Source organism: Streptomyces sp. CB02261 (genome assembly GCF_001905665.1).
GTDB lineage: Bacteria > Actinomycetota > Actinomycetes > Streptomycetales > Streptomycetaceae > Streptomyces.
The window spans coordinates 50,744-74,949 of the sequence record NZ_LIVX01000012.1 but is presented as its reverse complement, the minus strand read 5'-3'; the positions used below and the strand labels follow the sequence as shown (position 1 = coordinate 74,949).

The window sequence follows — 24,206 nt, the reverse complement described above, 5'->3', positions numbered from 1 at the left end:
CGTTCTAAAACACCGCCTAGCCTTGCCGGAGCGCCGTTCCGGCACACGCTGCCTGGGTCACGTGGCTCGCAGACGCTCAATGACCTGCATGGGGCTCTTCTCCAGTGTGAACCAGTCTGCGACGACCACCCGGCCTGCGTCCTGGGTGTATGCCAGGGCTGTATCCAGAGCGGGCTGCAGATCCGCGCTGAGGAGGTCGGCTTCGCACGCCTGCAGCGGGTGCTTGGCCACTACTGCGTGGCGTCGACGCCCGGATTGGGTACTGAACGTCAGCAGAGGCGTGTCTTCATAGGGGTAGTCGCCCTTGAATAGCGTCCTGAGGATGGCCAGCGATGCGCGGGCGCGGATGCGGGAGGGCGTAAGGGGGCTGCCGGAGAGAACGGCCAGGAGGTCCCCTGCCAGGCGCCAGTCGAGCAGAGGATGGTGGGCCATGTTGGAGTAGTCACGCAGGCAGCGCGGACACGAGGAGGTGCATACGCTGGCATGCTCCTCCTCCTTCAGCTCGTTCAGGAATGTGTCGGTGGCCTTCATATAGGCGTCGATGATGCCCGGACTTCCCAGGTGTGTGCTGAACCCTGCGCCGTTTTCCAGTGCGTCGGCGAGGAAGGCGTAGACGACGTGACCGTCGTGGTGGGCGCCGGGGTGGATGCCGGCGAGGAGTTCCTGGCGGGCGACGTCAAGGTAGCTGGCAGCGGCGCTGCGGAGCAGGAACGCCAGGGAGTACCAGGCGGCTCTTCTGCCCTCGCTGATGTCGGCGCCGTAGGCGGGGGCGGCGTGGGTGAGGTTGAGGCGATAGCCGTTGCCCCGGTCGAGGCTGGATGCCGGACCGAAGAAGAGGAAGTCAGTGGGCAGTACGGCGCCGAGCGCGACATGGACGGGTTCACCGTAGCTTGGGCCTGAGGCGCCCTCGGCCAGGTAGCCGCCCCAGCGGCCCGGGGCCCGCCGCAGAGAGAAAAGCTCTCCGTTGTTGTCGTTGACTACGTAGCGTTTGCCGGGACCGGCCAGGACGTGTGCGCTCCGCCAGGGCGTGAAACCAAGTTCAGACAGGTTGGTGGCAGCGCGAGAGGAGACGGTGTTGGGCGTCCAGGCGAAGACGCCGTCGAAGTCACGGGATTCGCTGGAGCGGAATCCGGCTGGTTCGCGCAGGTCGACGATGCTGTAGTCCTCGGCCAGACATACCGGGCAGGGGCCCTGCTGGGAGGGATGCTCTTCGACGTGGTTGCATACCCGGCACAGGCCCACGGTGCGGGGGTTTTCCAGTGGTTCTGCAATGGGCTGCGGCCCCTGAGGGAGCGGTTCGAACTCGGTCACTCCGGTGACCGTGTACACCGTTCCGTCCTTCACGATCTCACCGCCGGGTGCGAACTGTGAGACAGCCATGGCGATGTCGCGGTCGATGGCTGCGTCTGGAGGCCACGGGTACTTGTGCCTGGGCTCCTCCAGGTAGAGCTGGCGGACTCTGGTGGGGAACCCGAACATGGGGAGGATGCCAGCATGTGCCAGCCGCTCCGCAAGCTGCACGGAGCCTGTGGGGCTTGCGGCAGTGTCAGTGATGTCACGCAGCAGCTGCTCCGTCCAGCCGTCGTTAAAGATCTGGCCGGGCTGCAGTGGGGTGAAGGCCGTCAGTGCCTGCGCGGTCTGCGACAGCAGTTTGTGCTGCTGGCTGATCCACTTGCGGACGTCGGGCAGCGCGGCTGCCCAGTCCTGAGCCAGGCCGAACTCTCCGTGTACACTTCCCGTTCCTCCATGGTCATCGAGGCTGCGGAAGGACTGGCGCAGGATTTCGGCCGCCATGGCCCGTTTGAGGATTTCCGGGCGTTCGAGGGCGAGATATGGCGCGGGAGTGGGGTCGGTGGTGATGGCCGACGGGTCGGCGAAGTAGTGCTCGTCGTGGCTGCGTCCGCGGCAGACCGTCAGGGCCACGGCGACTGGTGAGGAGCGCCGCCCGGCGCGGCCTACGCGCTGTTGGTAGTTGAACCGGCTGGGAGGCATGTTGGCCATCAGCACGGCAGACAGCGGGCCGATGTCCACACCGGCTTCCATCGTTGTGGTGACCGACAGCAGGTCGACCTCATGGACGAGCGGGATTTCGGGGGGATCGCTCAGGAAGACGTGCTGGAAGCGTGCCTGGCGGGCCTGGGCCTCGATGCGTCCCGTCTGCCCGGTGAGTTCAGCACAGTTGAGCCGGAAGGCTGCCCGTTCGCTGGAAGCCTTCCAGGCGTAGTAGTCGCTTTCTTCGGGAGCGGTCAGCTGTGATGGCTGGAGGGGGAGTTCACTGCGGCAGCGGGTGCAGGTGCCCGCACTGGGGGTGAGATGCCGTCGGGCACAGGTGGGGCACTGCCACACCTCGCCGGGTGCGCAGCGGACAGCTACCTTGCGGGGGTCAATGACATAGCCGGAAGTGACGGCATCGCCCCAGGCGCTCTCGGCGTTGTGCTGGACATCGTCGTAGTCCGTTCCCCGGTGCGCGGCGACACTCTTCCAGAAGTCTCTGAGCCGGGGCGGCGGCGTGATGCGCTCATCGCTGCGCATGTGGAAGAACCGGCGTAGTTCGGCGAGGATGCGCAGGCTGGCCTGTCCCAGCCCGTCGGCGTCTGGCGCGGGTCTTGCCACTGTGATCGCCCCCAGGCCCAGGGACTCCACATCGCGTCCCGCACCGGAGAAGAGGGCCTCGATGGTGTTCTCCAGCAGCCCGTCTTCGGAAAGAAGTGCCGCTTGCTGGGCTGCTGAGGTGCCTGCGGTCAGAGATGGCGGCTTCTGCGTCCAGTCAAACAGTTCATGCCAGTCCAGCTGCCCGATCGACTGGACACTGGGCTTCGGGCCGGCCGGATTGACGCCCAGGGCGAGCAGTCGCGCGTTGACCTGAACCTTTGCGAGGGATTCCAGGGTGGGAGGGGCGGTAATCCGCTCGGTGACGGCCTGCACCGCATCCTCATCTTGATCGAAAATCGCCCCGCGCAGGGCATCAAAGTCCTGCTTGCTGCGCTTGCGAAGACGGGCGATCGCGTCGTCAATTGCGGCGGACTTCTGCCCGGACAGCTGGGCTCTGACCGCTGCAACATCATCAGCGGAGACGGCAGTAGCGCGCAGTTCGTCGAGGGCCAGGAGGCGGACGAGGTCCTGGTAGTGGCGCAGTGCCATCCCTGCCGAGAGTTTGGCTGCATCCTGACGGCTGTCGGTGAAGACGATCAGCTTGCGTTCGCGGCGGTCTGTGAACTGTTCCGCCAATTCATCTGAGAGGACCTGGTTGATCTTCTCGAAACCGGTCCGCATGGTCCGTACGGGTGAGGTGAGACGGACGGGGTCGGTGATAGGCCGGTGCCGGGACTCCTTATCGTAGCGACGCTCCCAGTCCGCTCCGCAGCAAGGGCTCTTGGTCGGGAAAGGGGACAGCTGGGATACGTCGAGCCTGGGCTGTCCGGTGGTCTTGTCCACGGGGCTGGTGACGTGGAAGCTCCAGCCTGTTGCGCCGGCGTCCTTGTTGCGCAGGAGGCCGCTGGCAGGGTCGTAGATGCTGCGCCGGAATGTGAAGCGGACACTGCCGTTCCCGCCGGTCCAGCGGGCGTCGTCGTCGGCGCGCTGGGGCTGGGTGGAGGGCCAGTAAACGACGTAGTTGGCGGCGGTGCGGTCCCTGCCTGACTGGTCGGGGACGCGGGACAGGTCGGGGCTGTCGGGCAGCAGGACGGAGTTGAACAGCTTGGCGTTCATGTCACTGCGGGGGGCGTAACCGCCGAGCATCGCCTCGCCGCACGACTGGCAGTAGAGCAGTTCCAGGACGCGGGCGCCGCATTCGCAGGACGGCCGGGGAACGGCGTAGACCTTGCCGGTCGTGCGTCCTGGCGACTGGAAGTCACGCGGGACTGCGGGGCAGGCCGGGTCACTGCAGGTCCACATGCCGGCCACATTGCGGAAGAAGAGGTGGATGCGGATCTTGGGCAGCGAGGTGGTCTTCTCTGCCGCTGCGGTTCGGATGGCCGCAGCGGTTCCCCGCAGCGCCTGGTCGGCTTCGTCCTGGCTGCTTGCGGGGAAGAGTTTGCGGGCCAGGGCGGAGGCCGGCTGGGAGGGCGAGGCTGTGGTTCCGGTGCCGGCAGCGAGAACGTCGGCCATGGCGTGGGCCGCGCCGGTAGCGGCCAGCAGCTGTGAGGCTTCCTGCGGGGTCAGAGACCTGGAAGCGGCCTTCGCGAGCTGCGGTGCGCTGGCGGAGATGTCGGCCGGACCACTGGTGCGTGGCGCGGGTTCACCGGGGATGAAGTGAAAGGAGTTCTCATCGCGGGCGAAGAAGTCCCTCAGGAATGCCCGGTCCTGTGTGCGCTTTTCATCCAGCGATGCTGACGCCGCCAGGATCCGGAGCTTGTCGGGCCGTCCGCTCAGCCCGAGCCGGTGCAGCAGGTTGCGGATCAGGTAGGCGATCTCTGTGCCCTGCGTGCCGCGGTACATGTGCAGCTCGTCGAGCACGAGCGTGAACCGTGCGTCCTCGGATGAGTCGAGCCACTGCTGGGTGCTGAGAAAGAAGTCCTCATCACGGCTGCGCTGCAGCATGACGTTCAGCATCGAGTAGTTGGTGATGAGGATGTCCGGGGGTGCGTCGTACATGTCCCACCTGCTGCGCATCTCTGCTCCGTCCAGACGCGGGGCGAAGTAGCGCAGATTGCTGTCCTTGCCTTCGTCAGCGGCCTCCCTGGCCCGTTCACCGCGTGCCGCAGTGGCTTTGAGATAGGCACGCAGCTCGTCGACGGCGGACTTCTGGTGGGACGTGCCGGTAACGGGGGTGCTTCCGGTGAACCGGCCGAAATAGAAGCGGTGGCCGTGCCGGTGGCTGTCCAGCCAGGAGCGGACCCTGTCACTGTCCAGGGCGCGCCTGAGACGTACCAGCTGGTCGTCGACCAGTGCGTTCATGGGGTAAAGAATCATGGCGCGTACGGCTGCAGTCCGCCCCTGCTCGCCCTGGCGCTGGGGCTGGTATTGCGCTGAGGCGCGTTCCCACCAGGGGCAGTGCGGTGCCGGGGCGGGCTTCCATCCCTGAGATTCCCGCAGCAGGTCGGCCAGAACCGGCAGCAGGAAAGCTTCGGTCTTCCCTGATCCGGTGCCGGCTGTGACCACCGCGTTCTGCCCGCCTGTCCTGGTGCAGGCAAGCGTGCGCTCCTGATGGGTATAGAGCTCCATGCCCGGATCGAACAGGCCGCGTTCAGTGAAGGCAGCCAGTTCAGCGGGGGCTCCGGCGAGTTGTGCCGACTGGGCCAGGGAACGCCCAGTCAGCGCGTACTCAGCGCGCAGTTCGATGAATGGGTCCGCGAAGACACCGCCCGCGCGGTCCAGCAGCGAGCGGCGCTCAGCTTGCAGCGCGTCATCGCGCACACGGAAAGCGGTGTCGTAGTACCGCAAGTAGGCCTCGCGCAGGGCATGGTGGGCCGCGAAGGCATCCAGACCGGGGGCGGGTGTGCTCATGAAATCTCCAGGCTGCGACGCAGGGAAAAAGCGATGCGTTCGGCTATGTGCTGCGGGACGCCGTCGTAGCAGTCCCCTTGTGCGGTGCGGGTCCCGGCCAGGCCTGTGCACAGGACCGCGGTGGTCTCCTGCGCCAGCGGCAGCGGGGCTTGCCAGCTGGCGGTCAGGCATCCCAGCGTTCTTCTGCCTCTGCCGCCAGATTGCGGGCTGGCAGTCCAGCGCAGGGGGAACACGGTGGCAGGGAGGGCGGCGTGGATTCCTTCCCGGCGGCCCACGGTGTGCCAGGTGCCCGGTCCGGACAGGGCAGGTGTATGTGGAGCCTGCCGTGTCTGCCGTACGGGCCTGCGCAGCAGAAGGTAGCGGGGCAGACTCCCGTACAGCTGGTACTTGTACAGGCCGGGCAGGGGCTGGTTGCGTGAAAGATCGACGGCCTCGAACTTTCCCGTCGCGGGATTGAGCCGTTCTGCGGCGCTGTTTCGTGCTGGTGGTGCTGCGCCAGGGCCTGGTTCGAAGTGAGCGAGCTTGCGGGCACGTGCCTCTGCAGCGCAGGGTGTCACCTCCGTACCCAGCGAGGCAGCCCATTTGTGCAGCTGGGAGGCCGAGGTGTACGCAAACCACACGGCGGCCGGCAGGGGAATACCGTCTACCGCCGGACCAGCCTGCCCGGTTACCGCTCCTGCCTCGCGGCACAGCCCGGGGTCAAAGGGCCTGGTGCCTGTCAGCACGGCGGTCTGTGTGCCGTCCGGCAGACTGGTGATCTGGCAGGGGAGCGCACTCCACCGCCCCTGGATCCAGTCGACGGACAGCAGGCCCAGACTCTCCAGCCGGCTGATCCAGCGGGTCGCGCTTTTTGAGTCCGTGCCGCTCGCCCAGGCAGCATCCCGCACCAGTGATGCCAGGCGGCCCGATCGCTGGTGGGCCGCCCACACGACAAAGACGTCAGGGTCGAACACGCCTGAACCTTCCCTGGGAGTTCTGGGTCAGCACGGCCTGCCGGTAGCGCTGCCAGAGAGCTGCGTGGGCATGGCCCGCCTGGTCATCGAGCAGGACCTGAGCCCAGAACTCCCTGGCTGCCCGGCTCAGTACGCCTATCTCGGGCTCGGCACTACGCATGAGTGTTACAGCTGGTGCGCCCTGTGCGGGCAGGACGACCAGCCACACTGCGTCAGCCGGGACGGGAACCCTGGCTGTTCCCCTGCCGCACAGACCGGGCGCGTGCTGTCGCCACCACGGCGGTTCCTGGGGTCGGCCGATGAGGGAGAACCTGCCCTGCGCCGTGAGGAAGCGAGCGTCGCCGGTCAGCGGCACGACCACGGTGCCAGCGGGCGCCTGCTCCGTACTGGGGGGATCCAGGGGTCTGGGAGCAGCGAATTCTTCGAGGTGGAAGACGAGTTGGGCACTGTCAGCAGCAAGCACATGTTTTCCGGGCGTCAGGCCTCTGTCGCGCAGAGAGACAACAGCAGGGTGGCCTGGGGGAACGTCCAGCGGCTGGCCGTCCAGGGTGACAAGCGCCTTGTCCTGCACCGCCTCCGGTACCACAAGGTCGGGCTCGCCGCCCAGCATGAACTGTGTCCTCAGCCCCCATTCTGATCTTGTGCGCAGTCCGTTGCGCAGGCTCAGGCGGGGCCCTCCCGCGTAGCGGACATGGCCGGTACCGGCCTGTGCCAGGGCATCAGTGAGTGCTGACTCATCCGTGAACTCGACCGCGGAGGTGACCTGCCAGCCGGGCAGGGGCCCCTGTTCAGGGAGGTACCACTGCTGTCCGGCCTCTGTTATGAGGGTCTTGAGCTGCTGCTCGCCGGAGGGGCGGAAGAGAAAGATATACGGCTCGTAGACGGAGAGCATGTCTGTTTCTGTCCAGCCGCCCGCCACGGGATCTTCCCGCAGGGCCAGCAGGGGCCGGCCGCCGGGGACGCGCAGGGCTGCGGTGCTTCCCTTCGCCGTGAAGCCTTCACGGAGGGCGGACGCGGGCTCGGGTACGTCGCCGGACAGCTCGTATGCACTGCTTCCTGTCCCGGCTGAGAGCTGCACGTGTCCGCCTGGGTGCTCCAGCAGGTCCTGTGTGACGCCGGGTACGACGTCGGCGTGCCAGCCGGCTTCCCAGCCGGTGAAACCGTCCTCGAGCACCAGGCGCAGCGGTACCAGGCGCAGGCCGTCGGCAAAGCCCGGTGAGACCGTGCCGTCCCAGCTCTCAGCGAGTGAGGTTAACAGCGGCTCAAGAAGGCGCCGGTCGGCATCAGACTCAAGAGCCAGGCGCAGTTCTCCGGACAGGCCCTGGGGGTGCCGGCGGCTCCAGGCGGCGAGATCCTGCAGCAGGCGTGCACCATCAACTTTCCGGTCCGGGGTGACCTCAGCCGAGATCTTGAAGAACCGTGTCAGAGCTGCGTGGTCTGATGCCCTGACCAGTGCCTGTGACTGCGCATAGCCGATCTTGCTGCGGGCCGGATTCGGTCTGATGGTGCTCAGTCCGCGGGCCCCGTCCATTTCTCCGAGCCAGGTGTGCAGTTCGTTCCACAGGTCGGCTACCGTCCGGTAGTAGTGCTTCAGCCGCTGCTCGTGGAGCTGGCCTCCCCATGGGGGCCGCAGTACTTCTGCGAGACGTGCGTAGTATGCCGGCGCACCCGGTCCAGGCGTCGTCCGCCGCATGTTGGCTGCGGCCAGGACGGCGGAGCCCAGCAGGGGCAGGCACGGGGGAGGGTCTGTTCTCTGCGTCCGCTTCCAGGCAGCGCAGCGCTCGGCAACCGGTTCGTACGGGTCACCGTGCCAGGCAAGCACGGCACTGACAGCAGAGTCGAGCGGTTCTACCGGTGCAGAGCCGCGCAGGGCCAGCATCTCCGGCTCGCCGAGGAAGAAGAGAACCGGAGTGCCGGCACGGCTCTCGCTGAAGAACTCCTGCTCGAGGCGGTGCTGCCACCACTGGTAGGTCTGCCATACCTGGGTGAACTGCAGGCTCACGGGCTTACCTCGTTGCCGGAGCAGCCGACTTGGGTGCGCAGAGCGCCGCTGGCCAGGCCAGCACAGCAGAAGAGAATGTGCCCACGACAGCCCCCAGGCATCAGATCATCGCGCTGCCCAGCAGACAGTGCCTCACACAACTATCACTTAAGTTTCACCGTTGGCGCCCAGACGGCGCAACTCTCAATAAGCGTTCCGGTCCGGGGTCCCCGCAGCGCCCAAGATCTGGGCAGGCCAGCCGGCCCCGCCCGTCAGCCAGGACGACACAGCCGCGTGCCGTTAGCGCGACGGCCCGCAGGAGCAAGCATTTTGCCTCTGCCTGCCGTACCCCGCAGCGGTGTGCTTCCAGATTTTGATGCCTGCAGCCCGGGGGAGGCTGAGGGGCCGGTTGTCAGCGGTGCGCACCGCCTGGGTGAGGAGGCCGTTGTTCCAGTCCTGGTGCAGGCGCAGGGCGCCCGCAGCAGCGGCCGCCGGCGGCACCGGGAATCCTTGCAGGCGCCGGCGGCTGGTCATGGCGGGTGCACCATGGATCCGGGACGGGTGGGCGGGGTTTCGCAGTCATGGGCCAGGTACGGGTTCAGCGTGAGCCAGCCGCAGGTCTGCTCAGCTGCCCACGAGATGAAGGTGAATTCCCTGGTTCCCGGCTCCGAGGCAGGCACCGGGCAGACGCCAAGGGACACCCTGGTGCACTGGGACGCCCTGCCCGGCGAACCAGTCTGTCAGAGCAGGCTGGTAGATCTTGAGGCATGACTGTTCCTGTCGCTCCTGAACCGCACGTGGCGTTCTCTGAGCTGGAGACTGCGGACCTGACTGTTGATGCGCTCTACGCGGGCGGTACCAAGGGCAACAAGGCGGACGACCCGATCTGCAAGCTTATAAAGGGTGTCGGGAACCAGGGAGGCTTCCGGTGTGCCGGATCGTCGGCCAAGGGGACCGTGAAGCTGGCTGTGCTCTACACCAGCGGAGGTGAGGTCGACTGGCCTGACCACCTGGACGTGGAGACCGGGACGTTCACGTACTACGGCGACAACAAGAAGCCCGGACAGAGCCTTCACAGCACACCGCGAGCAGGAAACGTCCTGCTGCGTGACGTGTTCGCAGCATCACACGGAACCGCAGCCGAACGGGCGGCGGTTCCCCCGTTCTTCCTGTTTGAGAAGGCAGCACCAGGTTTCTCTGTGCGCTTCCGCGGCCTGCTGGCACCTGGCGGCCCCACTCTCACACCGGACGACGAGCTGGCTGCCATCTGGAGAGCGACCGGGGGGCTGCGGTTCCAGAACTACCGGTCACGCTTCACCGTCCTCGATCACGACCAGATCCCCCGCAGCTGGATTCAGCACCTGCTCGCTGGGGGAGACCCGGTTGACGGCGGCTGCCCGGATGCCTGGCATACCTGGGTCGAAGGTCGGGTGTACCGCCCGCTGCTGGCGCCGGTGACGACCGTCATCCGCTCCAAGAGCGACCAGCTCCCGGACGACACCGTGGGAACGGCCATGCTGGAAGAGATCAGGGAGTACTTCCGGGGCCGTGAGCATGACTTCGAGGCTTCCGCGGTTGCCATCTGGCGGATGATCGCCCGGAACACGGGGGCAGTGGACGTCACACGCCCCAGCCGGGACGGCGGACGTGACGCGGTGGGCACATACGGTCTTGGCCCTGCCTCCAGCCGCATCGCAATCGACTTCGCACTCGAAGCAAAATGCTATGGGACAGGGAACTCCGTAGGCGTGCGGGAAGTTTCACGGCTGATCTCGCGGATCAGGCACCGCAACTTCGGTGTTCTGGTGACCACGTCCTACTTTCACCGGCAGGTGCAGGAAGAGGTTTACGAGGACGGCCACCCCATCGTCCTCGTCGCCGGGCGGGACATTATTGACGCGCTGCGCCAGAATGGCCGCACGACCGTAAGTGCTGTCCGCCAGTGGCTGGAGCAGAGTTTTCCCGGGACATAGCGTCAAAAGCGCGTTTTGTGATCCGACTCACTTCACCGGCTCAACAGCTATGGATGCTTTTAGATGACTGAGAATTTTATTTTCGGACTGGCCCCAGCAGAAGACCCCGAAGCGGCAGCTGCTGCAGCCGGAATTTCTGCGGTAGCTGCATCCGGAAGTCCTGCTTCAGGAAACCGTGTGCATGACCCGGACCTGGAAACTGTCTTCAGCTTCTTCATGCCTAGTGTTGCTCAGCGGATGGGAGTCATGATCCGGAGGGCCACGGACGAGGTTATCGCCACTCCCCGGACACGACGTTGGACGCTGGACCAGTGCAATGATCAGGAAAAGGCCTACCTGGGCGTTAATATCGAGAATATCGTGCGCCAGGAGTGCGACCTGGCCGAAGGAAAGCATGGCATGGACTTCGACGTCATGGGTGTTGACGTCGACTGCAAGTGGTCCCGCACATTCGGAGGCTGGCAGATACCGCCTCAAGCTGTGGGTCATATTTGTCTGCTCGTGCACGGCGATGACGTATCAGGTCAGATGGCTGTCGGACTTCTCCGCATCAGGCCTGAAATCCTTGTAGGCGGTAACCGCGATCTGAAGCGGACCATTCAGAGCCCTGGCGGTATGAGCGAAATCCGCTGGCTCGTCCCGCCGAAGTCGCCGCTTCCGGATAATTTCCTCATGAGTCTCCGCAAGCAGGATCGTGATGCCATCATTGCGCCACGGGGAGGCAACGAGCGGGCCTACGAGCTCTTCAAGCGCTGCGAAGGAATGATCATCTACCGGCACGCAATCGAATCCATCGGACAGCAGGTGGATGATGCACGCAGATTTCGCGGAGAGACTCGCAAGAAGCTGGAAGATGAGGGCTTCGAAGTACTTAACGGTCACTGGAAGGCTCACCGGGAGCGAGCATGGCGGCTCGGAAAAATAGAACTCACCAGCGCAAGCCAATGGGTCTGCCTGCGAACCGACGGGTCCTCTCCGGCGCGACGGGCAGCTCTGGAGCCGGGCAGGAGAGAGGAATCCCTCGCATACCGGAAGTTCTTCAGCGAGCAGATCGCCGCGGAACGAAAGGCTATAAAGAAGGCTCAGAAGGCTGCGAGAGCTGCGGCAGCTCAGGGTTCGGTCAGCTCCGTCATCCCGGATGAAAATACCGAGTTCGTCAAGCAGGCAGTAGTTAAAGCCGAAAAGGCGGCTGTCGAACGAGCCGCCAGCCTCCCGCCCGGATGATTTCAACAAAATGAAACAGCCGCAGTGAGCCTCTTTCATCGTGGGCTGTCGGGTGAACCAGGCTGGTCAGGGGCGGTGACGTGGCGAAGCCCTTCGTCGTTGGTGTGGTGACCTCACTCAACACGCCGACGGCCGGGGGCTTCGTTCCTTCCGTATCCTTCCACGCTCGATGTCCGGCACGAGCTGGTCGAGCATGTCTCATGGCTCATCGAGGCCCGAAGGTGTGAACGCCGCACTCGCTGGCGCAAGTTGAGCTGCTTCCGTCAGGCACAACCCGCCCTTGCCCACCTGCGCAAGAACGAGACGCTCGCCCAGCTCAGCGCCGGGTTCGGCGTCTCCGAAGCGACGGCCTGGCGGTACGTGGACGAGGCGGTCGACGGCCTCGCCGCCTGGGCGCCCCGCCTGCGCAAGGCCCTGACCGGCCGAGGCGAGGACGGTTTCGTGATCCGAGACGGCACTCTGATCCCCACCGAACGGGTCGTGGCGGACGAACCGTACTACTCCCAGAAGCACAAGAAGCACAGCATGAACGTGCAGGTCGTCGCCGCACCCGACGGCACACCCTTGTGGTTCTCGCGGGCCCTGCCCGGACGCACTCACGATCTGACCGCTGCCCATGCTCACGGCGTGATCGAGAACTGCCACACGCGACAGATCCTCGTCCTGGCCGACCGCGCCAACCAGGGCGCCGGCGCCACCGTCCGTACCCCCTACTACCACCACAACGAACTGCCCGAGCACTACCAGCAGTACAACAGGGACCACGCCCGACTACGCGCCCCTGGCGAACGCGTCTTCGCACAACTGAAAACCTGGCGCCTCCTTCGTCGAGCCCGATGCTCGACCAACCGCATCGGACGCATCGTCGCCGCCGTCCACACCCTCCGGATCTGCGGATACGGAGGATGAAAGAGGTTCACTGGGCGAAAAGCAGGGAGCGGTCAGCGTGCGGTCAGCAGTGCGGCCACGGCCTGCTGGTGGATGGCGTAGACGTCCGGGAGCTCGGTCAGGGACGCGCGCTCGTCGATCCCGTGCAGGCCTCGTAGGGGACGCCGAAACCTGCCGTGGCGCGGTCGCGCGACGGCAAGGTTTTCCTCACCGGCCGGCTCACAGTGATTGGCAGCGTCAGCGTTGCCCAGCAGACCTATCTGTGGTCCTGGGCGAACGAGTCACTCCCGCACGCCGCCCTGGGCGACATGGAGAGGGTGCGGCAGTTCGGCGAGGAGAACGGCTACCCCGTCCTTCCTTGGCCAGGCTTCAAGAACGACCCCGAACTCGTCGCTGAGGCTCGGATGGTCGCGGCCTCCGTGCTCGACGCCGAGGGACTGTGGGCGGAGTCGATGGACAACGTGCAACTCCACTTCATGATCCATGACCTGGCGCTCGCTGCCGAGTGAGAGTGACAGTTGCACGGACTCCCAGGCAACCGGTACTGACCGCCGGACGTTAAACGGCAAGCTCACACCTGGCTACGAGATGTCTGGACCGGCCTGCCGGGGCCCTGCCACAGCTCCACCACGCTTCCGACACGCAGACCCCAGCCGCCCATGGCGCCGGCCTCGGCCTCCAGGACGTGGCGGGAAGAGAACCGGGGCAGACCAAGCCGGTTGGGGTGCATGGTAGTCATCGCGATGACGCGGAGACGGCGGTCAAGGTAGGCCACGTCGATCGCGAACCGCATACGGAAGGTGTGCATGCTGCCGGCCGGAGTGAGCAGCAGCGCCCCGTCGACTCCGTCCCGCCCGAGCAGCCCCCGCATCCGGGCCCGGTAGGAGGAGGCCACCTCCAACTCGACCTCCACCAGCCCGCTGCGCAGCCGCCCGCCCCCGTCTCGCCACTCCGCCATGCGACCACCCTAACTAGGGCTTCCAAGCACGGATCGTCAGGCCGACGATCGGCGTACCGGGCTCGATCCGGTCGTTGTCGACCAGCCACTTCTGCACGGCGGCCATGACGTCACCGCCGGCCGCGTCGACCCAGGCCTTGAACACGGCGCCGCCGATCCCACCCCTCGTCGGACAGCGTAGGCCCCGACCGTCCCACTGCCTGCAGGCCCAACCTCTTGGCATCCGTCCTGTCCTCTAATGCCAGCCACTGAGGGCCGCAGAGAGCTTCCGGTGCCACTGATCGCGCCGCAGACCTTGGGCCGCGGGCTGGGGGCCGAGCGCGAGGACCTGGTCGGTGACGTCGTAGGTGATGCGATAGGCCATGACCTGGGTGGCGAGGTCCATCCATTCCTGTGTCTTGTGCGCGGGGGCCACGGGGCCGAGGGCGGTAACGAACCACATCGGGAGCAGTGCCCGGTCGCGGATAGCGTCGGCCAGCCGGCTGCGCAGGGCCCATTCCAGCTTCCGTTGGGCATTATCGCCTGTATCGATGACTGACGAGCTCCTCGCGCGCAGTGTCTCATCTCGGGGCGTCTTTGGCACCGGCGGCGGTCCTCTCGGCGTGCGCCGCGTGGGTCTCGGCGGCTTTCCTTGAGGCGGCGAAGTCGAGCGTGGCCTGCTTGAACGCAGGCGATGTCCGCTTGGCGGCGGTGAGGATCCTGGCGGCCTCGACCACCTCCGCGCGGTGTGCTGCTCGTTCGGCTCAGTGTCGGCCGCGTTCACAGTGTCTCGGCCGAATCGGGGCAGCATGGTGAGTGGCGTCCGCCTGGGAGTCCTTCGCACGTCGACCGGGCGGACTGCTCTTGTGCCGGGCTACAGCGTGCCCAGGGCAGCAACGACCTGCCGAGAATGACCGCCTCGTCTTTTCGCGGGTGCGTGGAGCAGAGGACGGCCTGGCCCGCCTTCTTGCGGGTTCGGGGCCATCCCCGCGGGTGCGGGAGCAGCTTCACCTACAAACCGACCGCTGCGAGCCACAGGGATCATCCCGCGGGTGCGGGGAGCAGGTACCCAGGTACTACCCCACGAGATAGCTGAGGGGACCATCCCCGCGGGTGCAGGGGAGCAGCGCTCAAGCCTCTTCACCTCGGCGCGGCGGTCGGGACCATCCCCGCGGGTGCGGGGAGCAGTTGGGGGTGACGGTGTGGTGGAGCATGATCCCGGGACCATCCCCGCGGGTGCGGGGAGCAGTCTCAGACGTTCAAGGTCGAGGACGGCGGCCAGGGACCCTCTCCGCGAGTGCGGGGAGCAGGACGCGAGCACCACGTTCCTCGCCGACATCCAGGGACCATCCCCGCGGGGCGGGGGAGCAGACGGGCACGCCGTTGCTGGACAAGGTCAGGTAGGGACCATCCCCGCGGGTGCGGGGAGCAGCCGGCCGTGAGACCGAAGCGCGGCGCGCTCGTGGGACCATCCCCGCGGGTGCGGGGAGCAGAACTTCTCCTGCGGGTGCGGGGAGCAGATGGTCTCCCTGATCACGAAGTCGCCCTCGGTGGGACCATCCCCGCGGGTGCGGGGAGCAGGCCATCACCGACTCCGCTCTGCTGCGCCAGGTGGGACCATCCCCGGGGGTGCGGGGAGCAGCACCGGCCGATCGAGCGCGGCCCGGGGGAGAAGGGACCATCCCCGCGGGTGCGGGGAGCAGGCGGAAGATCCGCAGCGGCAGCGTCCGGAACAGGGACCATCCCCGCGGGTGCGGGGAGCAGCACCACCAGGGGGGCGAAGGTGACGCGGAGCCAGGGACCATCCCCGCGGGTGCGGGGAGCAGTCCCACACCTGCGTTGCGGTGTTGATCGGCTTGGGACGATCCCCGCGGGTGCGGGGAGCAGAACCCGCGCGCCCGGACGGCTCCGCGCCGCAAGGGACCATCCCCGCGGGTGCGGGGAGCAGTTTTCGACGACGCACATCGTCCGCTCATCCCGGGGACCATCCCCGCGGGTGCGGGGAGCAGGAGCCGACGACCATCAGGTGTCGGATCACGTCGGGACCATCCCCGCGGGTGCGGGGAGCAGTCGGGGTGGCGGAGCAGTTCCTGCTGGAGGTGGGGACCATCCCCGCGGGTGCGGGGAGCAGTACCCGTACGCGCGTTCCATGCGCCGGATCCAGGGACCATCCCCGCGGGTGCGGGGAGCAGGTCATCGAGCCCGACGACGACAGCGACATGGAAGGACCATCCCCGCGGGTGCGGGGAGCAGCCGCTGACCGGGAACCTGGCGCTGGGCTGCGTGGGACCATCCCCGCGGGTGCGGGGAGCAGTTGATCTGCCAGAGACCGACACAGCCGATGGAGGGACCATCCCCGCGGGTGCGGGGAGCAGTTCTCCGCGTCGGCCACGACCGCGGACAACACGGGACCATCCCCGCGGGTGCGGGGAGCAGACGCCATCGCGGGTTGGGGTGGTCACTGGGACGGGACCATCCCCGCGGGTGCGGGGAGCAGGCGATCGCGTCCCGGATGGGCCCCATCAGCCAGGGACCATCCCCGCGGGTGCGGGGAGCAGACTGCTTGACCTGCCCTCTTCTGTGGCCTGGAGCCGGTTCTCAACCAGTTTCACTGCATCCGGCAATTCGCCCAAGCAGCCCATTCGTTTCATTGGTCTGATCGTCAACCGCTCAGGCTAAGCAGTCGGCGCGCTTCGAGGCTCCAGATCGAGGAAACTGGATGAGATCTTGGCTGTTTTCGCCATATGGCCATCACTTGCCGGAATATGCCGGTAGTCATCTGGCATGACAAGCGTGGGGGCGGGGCGTTCAGGCCTCAGGGGGCGGCTTGCCGGGCCGGCGTTGGTGGTGTGGGCCAAGCATGACAGGGACTCCGATGGGTGGCTGCCTCTCTGGCAGCACATCGAGGACAGTGCTGCAGTGGCGGGCTTGCTGTGGGACCGGTGGCTGCCTGCGCGTGTGCGTGGTCTGATCGGCGCGGCGCTTCCGGGTGGAGAGGCTGATGGCCGGCTGCTGACGGTGTGGCTGGCGGGTGTGCATGACATCGGGAAGGCGACTCCGGCGTTCGCGTGTCAGGTGGAGCAGCTTGCTGACCGGATGCGGGTGCAGGGCCTGGAAATGAAGTCGCAGGGGGCTATGGGGCCTGATCGCAGGTTGGCGCCGCATGGGCTTGCAGGACAGGCGTTGCTGGGGGAGTGGCTTGAGGAGCAGTGTGGCTGGGCGGCTCGGCAGTGTGGGCAGTTCACGGTCGTGGTGGGCGGGCATCATGGGGTGCCGCCCGAGCACGGTCAGATCACTGCGTTGGACAGTCGTGGTCAGCTGCTGCGTACGCCGGGGAAGAGCCGTGCTCTGTGGCGGCGGGTTCAGGATGAACTGCTGGATGCCTGTGCGGACGAGTTCGGTGTGCGGGACCGACTGGGGGCTTGGGGTGCGGTGCGATTGCCGCAGCCTGTGCAGGTGCTGCTGACGGCGCTGGTGATCGTCTCCGACTGGATCGCGAGCAACCCGGATCTCTTTCCGTACTACCCGCAAGACGTTTCCCGGAGCGGTGCAGAGCGTGCGGCCGCGGCGTGGCGCGGCCTCGATCTGCCGCAGGCCTGGTGCCCAGAGGAGCCGGACGAGGATGCTCAGGAGCTATTCGCTTCCCGGTTCGCTCTTCCGTCGGAGGCGAAAGTACGGCCTGTGCAAGAGGCGGCTGTAGAGCTGGCCCGGTCCATGGCGGAGCCGGGGCTGATGGTCATTGAGGCGCCGATGGGGGAGGGGAAGACCGAGGCAGCGCTTGCTGTGGCGGAGATCTTCGCGGCCCGGTCGGGTGCGGGTGGTGTGTTCTTCGCGCTGCCGACGATGGCTACGGGGAGTGCGATGTTTCCCCGGCTGCTGAGCTGGCTGAGGAGATTGCCTGCCCGGGAGGGCACACGGCACTCGGTGCTGCTGGCTCACTCTAAAGCCGCGTTGAACGATGACTTCGCCGACCTCATGCGCGGTACGCGGCCTGTGGTGGCGGTTGATGCTGACGCGCCGCAGGGTGTGGTGTGGCGGCCGGGAGACAGCGGTCGTAGTGCCCCGGCGGACCTGGTGGCACATGCCTGGTTGCGGGGGCGGAAGAAGGCGATGCTGTCCTCCTTTGTCGCGGGCACCGTGGACCAGCTGCTGTTCGCAGGTCTCAAGAGCAAGCATCTGGCGCTGCGGCACCTGGCGGTGGCCGGGAAGGTCGTCGTCATCGACGAGGCCCATGCGTACGACGCGTACATGAGTGTCTACCTCGACCGGGTCCTGTCGTGGCTCGGCGCGTACGGGGTGCCTGTCATGGTGCTGTCTGCCACGCTGCCGGCGGGCCGTCGCCGGGAACTGGTGAAGGCGTACGCCGGGCCCAGCATTCAGGGGCCGGCGGCTGCGGCGTTTGAAGCAGTCGCGGCGGCCGGTGACTATCCGCTGCTGACAGCGGTGATTCGGGGCGGCGAACCTGTGATGCGCCGACCGGTGTCCTCTGGCCGGGGTGCGCCTGTCCGGCTGGAGCGTCTCGAGGACGGTCTGGAGGTTCTCGGAGACCGGCTGGAGGCGGAGCTCAGCGGAGGTGGCTGCGTCCTGGTGGTGCGGAACACGGTCAGCCGGGTGCTGGAGACGGCACGGGCGCTGCGGGCGAGGTTCGGCGAGGACCGTGTCACTGTCGCGCACTCCTGTTTCCTCGACATCGACCGTGCGGCGAACGACGCGGCGCTGCTGAGGCGTTTCGGGCCGCCGGATAAGGCGCCCGACCGGCCCGTGGGGCCGCATATCGTGGTCGCCAGCCAGGTCGCGGAGCAGTCCCTTGATGTTGATTTCGACCTTCTCGTCACGGATCTTTGCCCGGTTGACCTGTTGCTTCAGCGTATGGGGCGTCTTCACCGGCATCAGCGTGGAGCGGAGCAGGCGGAGCGTCCGCCGCGGTTGCGTGAGGCGCGGTGTCTGGTGACGGGGGTGGACTGGGACGGGGGCGTGCCGGCTCCTGTGCGGGGGTCGGTCGCCGTGTACGGGGCCTATGCCCTGCTGAGGTCCGCGGCGGCTCTGCTGCCCCACCTTGATGGCGGGCCGGGGCGCCCGGTGCGGCTCCCGGAGGACATCAGCCCGCTGGTGCAGAGCGCCTACGCGGACGGTCCTGCGGGGCCGGAGGAGTGGGCGGATGCGCTTGCTGAGGCGCTGGCCAGGCATGAGGAGCGTCGGGCGGATCAAGCCGACCGGGCGGCGACGTTCCGGCTCGACGAGGTCGGCAAGGCGGGCAGGCCACTGTTCGGATGGGTGGCCGCGGGCGCTGGGGACGCGGATGACACGCGGGCCGGGCGCGCTCAGGTCCGTGACAGCCGCGAGAGCCTGGAGGTCGTCGTGGTCCAGCGGCGTGCCGACGGGGTGCTGACGACGGTGCCGTGGCTGGCTCAGGACCGCCACGGCAAGCAGATCGGCGGGCTGGTCCTGCCGCAGGACCAGGTCCCGGCGCCGCTCGCGGCGCGTACGGCGGCGGCGAGCGGACTGCGCCTGCCGATCCAGTTCTCGTACGCCGAGGTCATGGACCGGGCTATCGCCGAGCTGGAGAAACTGTACGTGCCCGCGTGGCAGGTGAAGGACAGTCACTGGCTCGCCGGGCAGCTGATTCTCGCGCTCGATGAGGATTGTCAGACCCGGCTGGCAGGCTTCTCCCTCCGGTACAGCAGGACCGACGGACTCGAGGTGACCCGTGCCTGAATCCACTGAACTCGGCTCAGAGAGGCTGTCGTTCGACCTGACGACACTGCCGTGGGTCGAGGTGCTCCGGCTGGACGGCGTTCAGGAGGAGCTGTCGCTGCGTGAGGTCTTCGCTCGGGCGGGGGAGCTGCGCCGGATCACGGGGGACCTGCCGACCCAGGAGTTCGCCCTGGTGCGGCTGCTGCTGGCCATCGCCCACGACGCGTTCGAGGGGCCGGCGGACGTCGAGGAGTGGTCGCTGCTGTGGAACGATCCGCAGTGCCTCAGCCGCGTGGACGGCTACCTCGACACCTACCGGGACCGGTTCGACCTCCTGCACGCCAAGGCCCCGTTCTTCCAGACGGCCGGGCTGCGTACGGCGAAGGATGAGGTTTTCTCGCTGAACCGGATCGTGGCGGACGTTCCAAACGGCGAGCCGTTCTTCACCGCCCGGATGCCTATGGTCAAAAGGCTGAGTTTTGCCGAAGCCGCTCGGTGGGTCGTCCACGCGCACGCCTACGACACCTCTGGCATCAAGAGCGGTGTTGAGGGAGACCCCCGGACCAAAGACGGCAAGGTCTATCCCCTGGGTGCGGGGTGGGCCGGCAATCTCGGCGGTGTGTTCGTCGAGGGCCGCAACCTGCGCGAGACGCTGCTGCTCAACCTCGTGGCAGCCGACACCAGCGGCCTTCGTTTCGAGTCCGGTGACCTGCCCGCGTGGCGCCGCGCCCCGAGCGGACCCGGCGGTGTGGAGCGCACCCCGACCGGGGTGCGGGACCTGTACACCTGGCAGAGCCGGCGTCTGCGGCTGCACGTCGACGCCGAGGGCGCCTACGGAGTGGTTCTCGGCTACGGCGATCCGCTGCACCCGCGCAACAGGCACGTGCACGAACCGATGACCGCCTGGCGGCGCAGCGAGGCGCAGGAGAAAAAGCACGGTGAAGCTCTCGTCTACATGCCACGCGAGCACGACCCGGAGCGGTCCGCGTGGCGGGGCCTGGCCTCACTGATCGCGGACCGGGCGCAAGCCGTGACAGCTGGGTCGAATGTGCCCGGTCTGCTGCGTCCGGGGATCCTGGAGTGGATCGCCCGCCTGGTGACCGAGGGCGAGCTCCCACGAGGTTTCCTCCTCCGGGCCCGGATCATCGGCGCCCAGTACGGCACCAAGCAGTCCGTTGTAGACGAGGTGGTCGACGACCATCTGGCTATGGCCGTGGTCCTGCTGCACCGGCAGGACCGTGAATACGCCCAGCAGGCGATCGACGCCGTCACCGACGCCGATCAGGCGGTCAGAGCACTCGGTGACCTGGCCTCCGACCTGCAGCGCGCGGCGGGCAAGGACAACGACACTCCCAGGGTCGCGGCGCGTGACCGCGCCTTCGGCGCTCTCGAGGGCCCCTACCGCATGTGGCTGTCCGGCCTGGGCTCAGCAGATGACCCCTACGAGCAGCGCACGGTGTGGCAGCGCCAGGTATACCGGATCGCCGCCGGTCTCGGTGAACGGCTGATCGCCGACGCGGGCGAGGCGGCATGGCAGGGCCGCACAGTGCCGGCCAAGCAGGGGAGCGTATGGCTCAACTCGTCGCTCGCGCGCACGCGATTCACATCCCGGCTCGGAGAAGCACTGGGCCACCCCTACTCCGACCAGTCCCCGAACGCGGCAGCTCCCGCGCCGACGGGCCCCTCCCAGAAGGTGCAGGCATGACGACCATCACCACGGCCCCCGCCCCGGTTCGCGAGCTGGTCGCCCAGCTCGCCCACCGGCGCATCAGCAGCTGGCAGGCGAGCTACCTCGCCGACGAGGCGAACGCGGTCGCCGCACTGGCCCGGCTGCGCCGGGGCGCCGGCCGCGACGCCGGCCAGCTGCCCGACCTGTGGAACCTCATCGACACCGCCCCGCTGCACGAGGTACGCCGTGACGGCAAGCCGCTGAGCGAACGCGAACTGGTACGGGCCGACGACGCCGTCCATGTCGCCCTCACCCTGTGGGCCGTGCACCAGCAAGGCCGCGGCAGCGCCATGCACCAGACACACCGCCGCGAACGCCCCCGGGGCCTAGGAGCCGCAGTACACCGGCTGATGAAACCGGACGAGATCGACGAGCCTCTGCGCAAGCGGCTGGTACGCGCGGGCAGCGCACCGAACCTGACGGTCCTGGCCCAGCGACTGCGGGACATCGTCACCTTCCTGCGCCGCACGGAAGCCGCTCTCGACTACGGGCTGCTCGCCGGGCAGCTCTACCAATGGCAATGGCCCGGCGGCGCGGACACCGTGCGCACCGAGTGGGGCCGTTCTTTCCACGCCTGGCGGGAGGACAACGAGCTCCGGCGCACACCCGCGGCCGGATATTCCGCCGCAGGCGCCGAAGCTCTCAACCCCACCGCTCCAATCGACAAGGACGCTTCGTGAACCGCATCTTCCTCGACGTGCACGCCCTGCAGACCGTACCGCCCAGCAATTTGAACCGGGACGACACCGGCGCCCCCAAGTCCGCCGTGTACGGGGGAGTGCCACGTGCCCGCGTCTCCAGCCAGGCCTGGAAGCGCGCGACCCGCGAGTACTTCGAGGACGAGCACCTGCTCGATCCCAGCGAGCTCGGTGTGCGGACGAAGAAGGTCGTGGAAGTCCTCGCCACCCGCATCGGCGCGATCGACCCGGCACTGGAAGGAGAGCTGGCACAGCAGCTCGCCGCGGAGGTCGTCCAGGCCACCGGCCTGAAGATCGAGGTGCCCAAGCGCAAGGCGGCCGCGGCCAAGGACGGGGAGAGCGACCCCCTGCCCGAGGCGAAGTACCTGGTTTTCCTCAGCGCCCGCCAGCTTGACGGACTGGCCCGCCTGGCCGTCGAAGGCGCCGCCGACATCAAGGCCTACCTGAAGGACAAGGAGAACAAGGCGCGCGCCAAGCAGATCGCCGACACCTCCCACTCCGTCGACATCGCGCTGTTCGGCCGCATGGTCGCCGACGTCGCCGACATCAGCGTCGACGCCGCCGCCCAGGTCGCCCATGCGATCAGCGTGCACCGTGTCGAGAACGAGTCGGACTATTACACGGCCGTCGACGACAAGAACACCGATGCGGAACCCGGTGCGGGCATGATCGGGACCGTCGACTTCAACTCCGCCACGCTCTACCGCTACGCGGCGCTCGGCGTACACCAGCTGGCCGAGAATCTCGGCCAGGGCCTGCGTGAGGACGAGCCGCTGACCACGCCGGTCCGCCGCGCCGTCGAAGCGTTCGTCCGCGGTTTCGTCTCCTCCCTACCCAAGGGAAAGATCAACACCTTCGGGCACCACACCCTCCCGGACGCGGTCGTCGTCAAACTTCGCACCACCCGCCCCATCAGCTTCGTCGCCGCCTTCGAAGACCCGGTACGCGGCGACCAGGGCGGGCACGTCCGAGAGGCATGCGAACGGCTCGCGGAGTACATCCCGGACATCGAGCGGGCATACGGCGACGAAGACTCCACCCTCACCTGGGTTCTGCGGGTCGGCCCGAGCACACACAAGCTCGCCGGCATCGGCACCGAGACCGAAAAGATCGGCGACCTCGTCGCCGCCGTGGGCCAGGCCGTCGCAGAACGGCTGGAGAAGCCCGAATGAGCGTCCTCACCCTCAAGCTCGCCGGCCCCCTGCAGTCGTGGGGGGCCTCTGCCCGCTTCGCCCGCCGCACCACCGAATCCGCCCCGACCAAAAGCGGCATCATCGGCCTGCTCGCCGCAGCCAAAGGCATTCAACGAGGCGACGACGAAAGTCTCCGACGCCTCGCGGCGCTGCGGTTCGGCGTACGGATCGACCAGCCCGGCGCCCGTCTACGGGACTTCCAGACAGCCCACCACGCAGTCACCGGCAAATCCATGCCGCTCTCCGAGCGCTACTACCTCGCCGACGCCGTATTCGTCGCCGCACTCGAAGGCGACCACGAACTCCTCACCGACCTCCACGCCGCCCTGCGCACACCGGTATACGCACCGTTCCTCGGGCGCCGCTCATGCCCACCGGCCCACCCGGTCGACCTCCACCTCCACCACGGCCCGGACCTCCTGCAGGCCCTGCGCGACGAACCGTGGCAAGCCTCCGCCTGGTACCGCCGACAACACCGCGACGAAGCCGCCGTGAAACTGGCCGTACTCCACGAGGCAAGCCCGGACGACACCAGCGGCGACGTCCTGCGCGACCAGCCGGTCAGCTTCGCCACCGAACACCGCCGCCACGCCCTGCGCACCGTCGTGCGCAGAGAAGTGACGGTTCCCAACGATGCCGCAGCCACCCGCAAGACCCGGCCCACGGCCACCCCGCACGACCCCTTCGCCGCTCTGGAAGAAGAAACGAGCGCCTGATGTACCTGACCCGCTTCCGCATCAACACCGCGCGCCCCGGCTCCCGCCGTCTGCTCGCCTCACCCCAGGCGCTGCATGCGGCCGTCATGTCCTCCTTCCCCGCCCTGCTGCCTACGGACGGCCCGGAATCCAATGGACAGCGGGTGCTGTGGCGCCTCGACCAGAACGCACGCGCCGAGGTCATGCTCTTCGTCGTCAGCCCGGACCTGCCCGACCTCACCCACCTCGTGGAACAGGCCGGATGGCCGGCAGTCGCCACCTCGGACTCCCCGGGCTGGCAGACCCGCCCCTACGCACCGCTCCTGGACCGCCTGGCCAAGGGAGAACGCTGGAACTTCCGGTTGACGGCCAACCCCGTCCACCACATCCGACGCACCAGTGACGAACCGCGCAAACGCACCGCACACCTGACCCCGATCCATCAGATGGGCTGGCTTCTCGACCCTGACCGCCAGGAGCGCTCCGGATTCCGCATCCTCGAGAAGCCGGACGACAGGCGGCTGCTGCCCGCAGGCACCACGCACCACAAACACCCCCATCATGGAGATCGCTACGAACTGACCGTCCGTGACCACCGGGCCCTCGCCTTCGATAAATCCCGCAACGCCGGGGCCCCACGCCAAAGCCCGGTCAGCCTTGTCACCGTCACCTTCGACGGCCGCCTCGAGATCACCGACCCCGCCGCCATGCGCCGCACCCTCACCAGCGGACTGGGCAAGGCCAAGGCATACGGCTGCGGCCTCATGACACTCGCGCCCCTGCCGGCGGAGTGACC

The 24,206-nt window shown here is 67.5% G+C and carries 16 protein-coding genes and 1 CRISPR repeat array; of the genes, 10 read left to right on the top strand and 6 right to left on the bottom strand.

Annotated elements, in window-relative coordinates; genetic code table 11:
• Window positions 1-57: 57 nt before the first annotated feature.
• The 3 genes from AMK29_RS31235 to AMK29_RS31230 are packed head-to-tail and all read right to left on the bottom strand — an operon-like array spanning window position 58 to window position 8,400.
• Window positions 58-5,445, bottom strand: coding sequence for a DEAD/DEAH box helicase (locus AMK29_RS31235; RefSeq protein WP_073819368.1), 5,388 nt, complete (start codon window positions 5,443-5,445; stop codon window positions 58-60).
• Window positions 5,442-6,398: a hypothetical protein gene (locus AMK29_RS36585; RefSeq protein WP_158071365.1), complete on the bottom strand. Its 957-nt coding sequence runs from the start codon at window positions 6,396-6,398 to the stop codon at window positions 5,442-5,444. The genes AMK29_RS31235 and AMK29_RS36585 overlap by 4 nt, the downstream gene beginning before the upstream one ends.
• A complete protein-coding gene (locus AMK29_RS31230) occupies window positions 6,385-8,400 on the bottom strand; it encodes a hypothetical protein (protein WP_073819366.1) in 2,016 nt (671 codons plus the stop codon). Before AMK29_RS31230 ends, AMK29_RS36585 begins: the two co-directional genes overlap by 14 nt.
• 746 nt (window positions 8,401-9,146) lie before the next feature.
• On the opposite strand from AMK29_RS31230, the gene AMK29_RS31225 reads away from it, so the two are divergent.
• From AMK29_RS31225 to AMK29_RS31210, 4 genes are all read left to right on the top strand, one after another.
• The gene (locus AMK29_RS31225) at window positions 9,147-10,352 is read left to right on the top strand and encodes a restriction endonuclease (RefSeq protein ID WP_073819364.1); all 1,206 of its coding nucleotides are present in this window, start codon (window positions 9,147-9,149) and stop codon (window positions 10,350-10,352) included.
• Window positions 10,353-10,415: 63 nt separating this feature from the next.
• Window positions 10,416-11,576 (top strand): NaeI family type II restriction endonuclease, encoded by a 1,161-nt coding sequence (locus AMK29_RS31220; protein ID WP_079197200.1) that lies wholly within the window; start codon window positions 10,416-10,418, stop codon window positions 11,574-11,576.
• 183 nt (window positions 11,577-11,759) lie between these two features.
• Window positions 11,760-12,485 (top strand): IS5/IS1182 family transposase, encoded by a 726-nt coding sequence (locus tag AMK29_RS31215; RefSeq protein ID WP_073819360.1) that lies wholly within the window; start codon window positions 11,760-11,762, stop codon window positions 12,483-12,485.
• Between the two features lie 155 nt (window positions 12,486-12,640).
• Complete coding sequence (locus tag AMK29_RS31210) at window positions 12,641-12,973, top strand: DUF6882 domain-containing protein (protein WP_073819358.1); 333 nt, start codon at window positions 12,641-12,643, stop codon at window positions 12,971-12,973.
• 62 nt (window positions 12,974-13,035) lie between these two features.
• Here the strand turns inward: AMK29_RS31210 and AMK29_RS31205 are convergent, their stop codons facing one another.
• From AMK29_RS31205 to AMK29_RS36265, 3 genes are all read right to left on the bottom strand, one after another.
• On the bottom strand, window positions 13,036-13,422 hold the full coding sequence (locus AMK29_RS31205; protein ID WP_073819356.1) for a DUF192 domain-containing protein: 387 nt from the start codon (window positions 13,420-13,422) through the stop codon (window positions 13,036-13,038).
• Window positions 13,423-13,435: 13 nt separating this feature from the next.
• Window positions 13,436-13,567 carry a hypothetical protein gene (locus AMK29_RS37715; protein WP_274535654.1) on the bottom strand — a complete coding sequence of 44 codons (132 nt, stop codon included), beginning with the start codon at window positions 13,565-13,567 and terminating at the stop codon, window positions 13,436-13,438.
• A 90-nt stretch (window positions 13,568-13,657) separates the two neighbouring features.
• Entirely contained in the window at window positions 13,658-13,807 is a 150-nt protein-coding gene (locus AMK29_RS36265) for a hypothetical protein (protein WP_198942366.1), read from the bottom strand.
• 753 nt (window positions 13,808-14,560) lie between these two features.
• Window positions 14,561-15,959: direct repeats of the CRISPR family, unit length 29 nt; unit sequence GGGACCATCCCCGCGGGTGCGGGGAGCAG.
• A gap of 226 nt (window positions 15,960-16,185) precedes the next feature.
• On the opposite strand from AMK29_RS36265, the gene AMK29_RS31190 reads away from it, so the two are divergent.
• Genes AMK29_RS31190 through cas6e form a run of 6 tightly spaced genes read left to right on the top strand, consistent with a single transcriptional unit; the run spans window position 16,186 to window position 24,204 of the window.
• Window positions 16,186-19,116, top strand: a complete 2,931-nt coding sequence (locus tag AMK29_RS31190; RefSeq protein ID WP_073819352.1) for a CRISPR-associated helicase/endonuclease Cas3 — start codon at window positions 16,186-16,188, stop codon at window positions 19,114-19,116.
• Window positions 19,109-20,800, top strand: a complete 1,692-nt coding sequence (casA, locus tag AMK29_RS31185; protein WP_073819350.1) for a type I-E CRISPR-associated protein Cse1/CasA — start codon at window positions 19,109-19,111, stop codon at window positions 20,798-20,800. Before AMK29_RS31190 ends, casA begins: the two co-directional genes overlap by 8 nt.
• Entirely contained in the window at window positions 20,797-21,504 is a 708-nt protein-coding gene (gene casB, locus AMK29_RS31180) for a type I-E CRISPR-associated protein Cse2/CasB (RefSeq protein ID WP_073819348.1), read from the top strand. The genes casA and casB overlap by 4 nt, the downstream gene beginning before the upstream one ends.
• The gene (gene cas7e / locus AMK29_RS31175; RefSeq protein ID WP_073819346.1) at window positions 21,501-22,694 is read left to right on the top strand and encodes a type I-E CRISPR-associated protein Cas7/Cse4/CasC; all 1,194 of its coding nucleotides are present in this window, start codon (window positions 21,501-21,503) and stop codon (window positions 22,692-22,694) included. The genes casB and cas7e overlap by 4 nt, the downstream gene beginning before the upstream one ends.
• The gene (cas5e, locus tag AMK29_RS31170; protein WP_073819344.1) at window positions 22,691-23,431 is read left to right on the top strand and encodes a type I-E CRISPR-associated protein Cas5/CasD; all 741 of its coding nucleotides are present in this window, start codon (window positions 22,691-22,693) and stop codon (window positions 23,429-23,431) included. The genes cas7e and cas5e overlap by 4 nt, the downstream gene beginning before the upstream one ends.
• Window positions 23,431-24,204 (top strand): type I-E CRISPR-associated protein Cas6/Cse3/CasE, encoded by a 774-nt coding sequence (gene cas6e, locus AMK29_RS31165; protein ID WP_073819342.1) that lies wholly within the window; start codon window positions 23,431-23,433, stop codon window positions 24,202-24,204. The genes cas5e and cas6e overlap by 1 nt, the downstream gene beginning before the upstream one ends.
• Window positions 24,205-24,206: the final 2 nt, after the last annotated feature.

Excerpts from the sequence above, each read along its gene's own strand:
- AMK29_RS31235 (WP_073819368.1), bottom strand. The coding sequence starts at position 5,445 with ATGAGCACACCCGCCCCCGGTCTGGATGCCTTCGCGGCCCACCATGCC.
- AMK29_RS31225 (WP_073819364.1), top strand. The coding sequence starts at position 9,147 with ATGACTGTTCCTGTCGCTCCTGAACCGCACGTGGCGTTCTCTGAGCTG.
- AMK29_RS31220 (WP_079197200.1), top strand. The coding sequence starts at position 10,416 with ATGACTGAGAATTTTATTTTCGGACTGGCCCCAGCAGAAGACCCCGAA.
- AMK29_RS31205 (WP_073819356.1), bottom strand. The coding sequence starts at position 13,422 with ATGGCGGAGTGGCGAGACGGGGGCGGGCGGCTGCGCAGCGGGCTGGTG.
- AMK29_RS36265 (WP_198942366.1), bottom strand. The coding sequence starts at position 13,807 with ATGGACCTCGCCACCCAGGTCATGGCCTATCGCATCACCTACGACGTC.
- AMK29_RS31190 (WP_073819352.1), top strand. The coding sequence starts at position 16,186 with ATGACAAGCGTGGGGGCGGGGCGTTCAGGCCTCAGGGGGCGGCTTGCC.
- casB (WP_073819348.1), top strand. The coding sequence starts at position 20,797 with ATGACGACCATCACCACGGCCCCCGCCCCGGTTCGCGAGCTGGTCGCC.
- cas5e (WP_073819344.1), top strand. The coding sequence starts at position 22,691 with ATGAGCGTCCTCACCCTCAAGCTCGCCGGCCCCCTGCAGTCGTGGGGG.
- cas6e (WP_073819342.1), top strand. The coding sequence starts at position 23,431 with ATGTACCTGACCCGCTTCCGCATCAACACCGCGCGCCCCGGCTCCCGC.